This window comes from Enterobacter cloacae complex sp. IR5412, from assembly GCF_049237385.1.
Lineage (GTDB): Bacteria > Pseudomonadota > Gammaproteobacteria > Enterobacterales > Enterobacteriaceae > Enterobacter > Enterobacter intestinihominis.
The window spans coordinates 10549-16553 of record NZ_JBMKHQ010000026.1 but is presented as its reverse complement, the minus strand read 5'-3'; the positions used below and the strand labels follow the sequence as shown (position 1 = coordinate 16553).

Below are 6005 nucleotides of genomic sequence, written 5' to 3'. Positions count from 1 at the left end.
TGCTCTGTTTTCTTTTCACGCGTCGCCATCGAGACGCGGCTTTTCGTCTGAGCATCGGCGGTTTCCCGCGTCAGGCCCATTGCAGCGAGTCCCTTTTCAATTTGCTCCGACCGGCGGGAAAAAGCGCGAATCTGTTCGTCTGAAAAATGGGCCATATCGAACGTGTTATTTTTGCTGTTGTAACGCAGCTCATAACCGGCTTTGGTCAACTCCAGCGCCAGCTCCTGTTTGTAAACATCGCCCAGGTGCATTTTGTTACGCATCAGCTCATCATTTTTGAGCGCGCGCCACTGGCCGTCCTCGCGCTGGGTCATGTTCATGACAAAAGCGTGGGTGTGCAAATCAGGATCTAGCGCCCTGGACGTTTCGTGGCGAAAAGTAGCGACGACAAGGTTATTGGTATTCTGGGTTACTGATTTCCCCTGGCGAGTCGTCCGGGCCTGCGCGAGTTTTTCAGCTTCACGCACAGCAGCGGCAACAGCTTTTTCATGAGCCTCGATAATGGTTTTATCGCCGTGTATCAGCGCCTGCATGGATACCCCTTTAGGCGCTGAAAACGTCAGGTCGTAGCCCAGACGCTCTTTTTTGGCATCACCCACGTGTCGCTGCATATGCGTGAAGGTATCTATCTCTCCGACAAGCAGCTCTTTAAACCGGGCTGATTCAACGTCCCCGGATAAGCCGAGGGCTTCAGCTCCGGTTCCCTGCCAGGACGTGAATGATGAATCCTTACTGTAGTAATCATCCTTTGCATCAGAGTAGTAGCCCACAACGCTAGTGACGTTCTGGCGGGTAATCGTGGTTATATCAAGCATCAGATCTCCCTCAGTTCAATGCCAGGAACAGGGTTTTTGCGATGGTATTTAACGTGTTTAGCCTTGAACTTAGCGACGGGCATATCACCAGGCAACGCCAGATAGCCGGTGAGGTTTGGCAACATTGATATTTCGGTAGGCGTTACGGCACGAACAACTTTAACGTCGCGGCGTTTACGGACAATCCAGGGCTTCTGAGGATCGGATTCTTTACGCTCAACTTCGCCTTCTATCTCACCGAGTGAGCGCGACATTTGATCCAACGTTTCATCACCGAGACGGCTGCCGCCCAGCACGATGTTAGAACGCATGTTAGCCAGAATTGTCTGAGCCATATCCCGACCATAAACCTTAACCAGCTGAGAATAGGTTTGATAGCCAGCATAAACACACAGACCGCTTTTACGCCCTTTGGTCAGTGCATCGTTGAGGTTTGGCAGAAACTGGAGTGATTCCAGCTCGTCAATAAATACATTAATGCGGCTTTCTTTTTCACCCATACCCAGCACGATAGAAAAAATCGAATCCAGCCAGCAGGAAATTAGCGGATTAAGTGACCTTTTCATTTCTTCCTGCCAGGTGATAAACAGGGTTCCCGGCTTTCCATCATCAAGCCAGTCACGCAGGGAAAAATTACCTTCCGGCATTTTCAAATGTGGGGCAAGATTCTTACTGAGAACAAATCGCGCGCTTCCAACTGCTTTTTCAGACCCGGAAAAAATAGCTTCGGCAGGCGTCCCCATTAAAAATTCTTTTAATTTTTTCTGGTCAACGTTACAGGCCCAGTGAATAACTTCTTCCATAGTTACTGTGCTATATAGGCTGTGAAGTTTTTTCGAAACTTCACTAAAAATAAGACGGCCATAGCCGAACCATTCTTCAGTAGCCATATCAGGGCTTTCCTGAACAATAGAGTTCACTAAGCGCTCGTAATCATATGAACGGCGAATTTCATTGAAAAACACCCAGCCTTCAGTGCGTTTATCATAGGCGTTTAAAATAACATCGCCGGGACGATAGAAATTCTTTAAGAAGCCCCCATTTGGATCTAAAGCAATATTTTTGCCGCCTCTAATGATGCTCTTAAATAACAGTTCATTGAAAATTGTGGTTTTACCAGTACCGGTTGTACCGGCAATCGAAAAATGCAAGTTCTCAGCGTATGTAGGTATGGGGATATTAGCCACGGTTAACTGGTTGACACCTCTTTCGCGTGTTTTATCAGCGAGTGTTCTGGCGCGAACAAGCTCTGTACCACGATAAATCTTTTTGAATCTTTCGCCTTTAAACACGCGTGATTTATCATAAATGATAAAAGCGATCAGACCGCCAACACCAATAAACCAGCCAGCAATTAAAGCTGACCATAAAGGCCATAGCGAAAAAGTATTCTTAACCAGATACGGAATCAGGTATTTAGCCGTGGATGGATCAATACCGTAGGTAAATTTTGCAACTAGAAACCATACCATCACTGGAGGCAAAGTAATTGCAAATAAAAATGCTAAGCCTCTTTCTCTATCGTCCATTTCAGCGCTCCTTTTTTGGTTCCCAGACTTTGTAGCCGTTACGTTCAACCTCTGCTTTTGCCGCTTTGGTTTTGCCCGGTTCTGCTATCGAGCGCAGGAGGATTAGCGTTTCAATAGCGAGTGATTCATGCAACATCATCTGTCCTGCCGGTGGGAATTTTACGCCAGATAGCGTTTCGGTTATTGCCTTCAGCTCATCGCGCAGTGGGCCAAAATCCGCATCTGAAGCACGGTCAAAAAGATAATCCAGTTTGCGATTTACGTCGCTCAGCCGGTCGGCAACTATTTTCAACCCGGACTCCCGATCACCTGGGCCAGCTTCAATGCAGCGCCGCAGATAATCTGACCGATTACCTCCTGAAACCAGGTCTATATAGGCCAAAAGTTCATCTGATACTTTTGCGGTTATTATTGGCATTCAGTCCTCACATTGTGCATTTTTTAAACAAAAAATTGGGATCTAACAAGCTGAAATCTTAGTATTACCAAAGTAATAAAGCAAACTCATTATAAAACAATGAGTTATTGGGTGTTTTTAATACCTAATTATTACCGAATATTGTTGCTATTTATTTTTTTATCTTTTAAATCAGTATGATAGCGTGATTTATCGCGCTGCGTTAGGTGTATAGCAGGTTAAGGGATAAAAAATCATCTTTTTTGGTAGGGGCGATCTACGTAGGTTAAGGACTAACTGGCTAAAAAGCGTTCAATATTCCGTATTCATGCTTGCATGAATACCAGTACAACAAAAGTACATCAAAATTACATCAAAATTACATCACTTGAAGGTTGACAGTACAACAAAATTACATCATTCTTTGGTCATGAGGTAGCCAGTACAACAAAAGTACATCAAAAGTACATCAAAATTACATCAAAATTACATCATTCTAAATGAGGGTACTATGAAGCCCAAAAGTATCAGGGCGGCACTTCAGTTGATGTTGCCGGAAATAGAAGAAATGCTGTCACTGGGAGTTTCCAGGGAGGAAATTTATAAGGCAGTTTCTGAACGCTTCGGCCTGGAAGGTGTGAACGTTCGTAGCTTTGATACGTCCCTATATAGAGCGCGGCAAATCCGGAAAAATGGAATGCACAATACACATGAAAGGATGCCGAACAATGATGATAGTGTATTGCACAATACACAAAAAGGAGGTAGCGAGAAAGGTGCAGAGGAAAGTGTATTGCACAATACACAAACGCCGCCTGAGCCTGAACCGCAAGGAAGTGAAAAAAAAGAAAGTCCCGGCATTATTGATAAAGAGTTCTTCAATAAAATCAGTGAAGATTTCGACCCTAAGATGTTCAATAAAAAATTCTGAGGTGATTTATGAAAGTAGCGGTAATTAATTACAGTGGCAGCGTTGGTAAAACCTTAATTTCATCCTACCTGTTAGCCCCGCGTCTGACTGGAGCAAAATTCTATGCGGTTGAAACTATCAACCAGTCTGCTTCCGATCTGGGGATTGAGAATGTTTCCATTTTTAAAGGTGATGACTTTTCACGGTTGATTGAAGATATTGTTTTTGAAGATGCCGGGATTATTGATATTGGTGCGTCAAACGTAGAAGCGTTCCTGATGGCAATGTCCCGCTTTGACAGTGGCGCGAATGAATTTGATAAGTATGTAATCCCGGTTACGCCTGATAATAAGGCCATTGATGAAAGCCTGAAAACAGCACATACGTTAAGTAAGGCAGGTGTAAGCAGCGATAAAATCATCTTTGTTCCAAACCGCATTAGTCCAGATAGTGAAGTAGAGGATGTACTGGCGCCGGTATTTGAATTTGTCAAACGAACGAAAGTTGGCAAAATCAGCAAGAAATCTGTTATTTATAACAGTGAAGTTTTCGAATATCTCGCGTATCACCGTATCTCATTCGAAGCATTGACCGCTGAAGATCCAGAAGAATTTAAAGCCCGCGCTAAACAAACAACGGATGCTGACGAGCGCAAAAAACTGGCCCGCCGTTATACCTACATGAAACAGGCAATTCCTGTTAAAGCTAATCTCGATAAAGCATATGCGGCTTTAATGGGAGAATAAAATGGAAAAGCAGCCAGATAAATTTGAAGTTCTGATGGATTGGTTTTTAGGTGACGCGAAGGAAATCACCGCAAGTCAGAAAGAAATGACTGAGATACTTTCTGCGCTTTCGGAAAAGCTGGCAAAAGACACCGAAAGTTTAGGAGAGACGGCAGACTCTCTTAAACGGACTTTAGTAGAAAACCAGCGTTCAATTAGCCTGGCAATTAGTGATGATGCTAAGGCGCGTGAGGAATTTCTGACGAAGTTCCGCCGCGCGCAGGCGTCCAGAGCTGAGACGTTAACCCGTCAGATCCTTTTTATTACAGCTGGCTGCACTATTGTGGGCGCCGCCGTGGGTGCCGCGATAGCCATAATTCTACTGAGATAATGTAAACCGGGCATGTCCCGGTTTTTTTTCAAGCGAAGCGCGGAGGCCGCAGGCCGGAGGCATTAGTGGCCGCCGCCCGAAGGGGCGAGACGCGTAGCGGCTCGATGCGCAGCACGGCAGAACGGCCCCGCAGGGGTAATGCCCGGTTTAATTCAACGTGACAGTCACGTGGAGGAAAAATATGAATGACCGACAGCGTGAACAAGCCCGTATTCGCCAGGCCCGGCGCCGCGCGCGACTCAAAGAGGAAGGCGCTAGCGTGACAGTCACGCTAACAAAACAGGAAGAAGCAATGTTACAGGAGCTTTGCCGGGTTCGTCGTCCAGGACGAACAGCCTATTCCACGAATGAGTTTTTCCAACTGCTGCTGATCCGAAACTGGCAACAGTGGCAGGAGCAAAAGGCGCAGCTGGGGAAATGCCAGGCTTGCGGAAAGCTGAAAGCGGAGGGAGGTTGCGGCGGCGAACGGCAGAGCGAAACCTTTAACTGCTGGCTAGCCGTCGAAGCAAACGAGCTTAATGTGTAGTGTATTGTGCTATACAGAAATTGCCAAAAGCAGCGCGGAGTAATAACTGAAACGGCCGCGCAGCGGAAAGAAAAAAGCCCGGTCAATCCGGGTTTTTTTCTTTCGGCGGCTCAGTAATCGTCTAGATCTCCGCAGCCCAGCGGGCAACAATTACGCTCAATACCGTGGCTGCAATAATCGTTTTCCCGATCCTGCCGGATTTCTTCCGCGATCTCGTCTTGGGTCAGATAGTCAAATTCACGCCGCGCTACCGCGATCAGTTCTTCCCGATACTCGGCCGGAACGCCAGCAAGATAGCCGTCAATAACCGCGCTCAGGCGGCGCTGATACAGTTCATAAATCAGGCCGCAGCGGGGCTGCTGTTCGCGCGCAAAACTCTCACACTGGCGACGAAAATCTTCAAGAGTCTGCTCAAGGGTTTGTGTGGTCATGTCGTTTGTCCTCGATCTTTCTGTTAAAGACCCGGCTTGGCCGGGTCGTCAGTGCTATTTAGTTTGTTGCAGCAGCTGGTCTAATTTTGCCGCCAGTGCATACGTCGATGTGAAAGCGCCTTGCAGGCGCTGATTAGGCAGCTGGTTGAACGCTTCGAGGCAGGCGCGCAGCAATAATTCTTTCTGAGATTCGACTTCTTTTTTCAGCTGGGAAGGGGTGGTAACAGTGGTCATGCTTACTCCTTAGTGATCCGATACCGGCAATTTTTCGGGTGGCGGTA

9 protein-coding genes are annotated in these 6005 nt (G+C 46.6%); 4 read left to right on the top strand and 5 right to left on the bottom strand.

Going from position 1 to position 6005, the window contains the following annotated elements:
- The 3 genes from mobF to ACOTX2_RS24440 all read right to left on the bottom strand — a co-directional run.
- Positions 1-815, bottom strand: an 815-nt coding sequence (gene mobF / locus ACOTX2_RS24450; RefSeq protein ID WP_421626000.1) for a MobF family relaxase, incomplete at its 3' end; no start/stop codon positions are given.
- Positions 815-2344 carry a type IV secretion system DNA-binding domain-containing protein gene (locus tag ACOTX2_RS24445; RefSeq protein ID WP_000342688.1) on the bottom strand — a complete coding sequence of 510 codons (1530 nt, stop codon included), beginning with the start codon at positions 2342-2344 and terminating at the stop codon, positions 815-817. The genes mobF and ACOTX2_RS24445, both read right to left, overlap by 1 nt.
- A gap of 1 nt (position 2345) precedes the next feature.
- Positions 2346-2762 (bottom strand): hypothetical protein, encoded by a 417-nt coding sequence (locus ACOTX2_RS24440; protein WP_001749975.1) that lies wholly within the window; start codon positions 2760-2762, stop codon positions 2346-2348.
- 490 nt (positions 2763-3252) lie between these two features.
- Between ACOTX2_RS24440 and stbA the strand changes: the two genes are divergently transcribed.
- The 4 genes from stbA (at position 3253) to ACOTX2_RS24420 (ending at position 5293) form a co-directional block, all read left to right on the top strand.
- Positions 3253-3672, top strand: coding sequence for a plasmid stabilization protein StbA (gene stbA / locus ACOTX2_RS24435; RefSeq protein WP_001749974.1), 420 nt, complete (start codon positions 3253-3255; stop codon positions 3670-3672).
- Between the two features lie 8 nt (positions 3673-3680).
- Positions 3681-4397: a StbB family protein gene (gene stbB / locus ACOTX2_RS24430; RefSeq protein ID WP_001749973.1), complete on the top strand. Its 717-nt coding sequence runs from the start codon at positions 3681-3683 to the stop codon at positions 4395-4397.
- 1 nt (position 4398) lies between these two features.
- Positions 4399-4767: a plasmid stabilization protein StbC gene (gene stbC / locus ACOTX2_RS24425; RefSeq protein ID WP_000414913.1), complete on the top strand. Its 369-nt coding sequence runs from the start codon at positions 4399-4401 to the stop codon at positions 4765-4767.
- 181 nt (positions 4768-4948) lie between these two features.
- The gene (locus ACOTX2_RS24420) at positions 4949-5293 is read left to right on the top strand and encodes a hypothetical protein (protein ID WP_000999874.1); all 345 of its coding nucleotides are present in this window, start codon (positions 4949-4951) and stop codon (positions 5291-5293) included.
- Positions 5294-5403: 110 nt separating this feature from the next.
- Here the strand turns inward: ACOTX2_RS24420 and ccgAII are convergent, their stop codons facing one another.
- Together ccgAII and ccgAI are read right to left on the bottom strand one after the other, a co-directional pair.
- Complete coding sequence (ccgAII, locus tag ACOTX2_RS24415) at positions 5404-5724, bottom strand: protein CcgAII (protein WP_001749971.1); 321 nt, start codon at positions 5722-5724, stop codon at positions 5404-5406.
- A 54-nt stretch (positions 5725-5778) separates the two neighbouring features.
- Positions 5779-5958 (bottom strand): protein CcgAI, encoded by a 180-nt coding sequence (ccgAI, locus tag ACOTX2_RS24410; RefSeq protein WP_000214483.1) that lies wholly within the window; start codon positions 5956-5958, stop codon positions 5779-5781.
- Positions 5959-6005 lie beyond the last annotated feature (47 nt).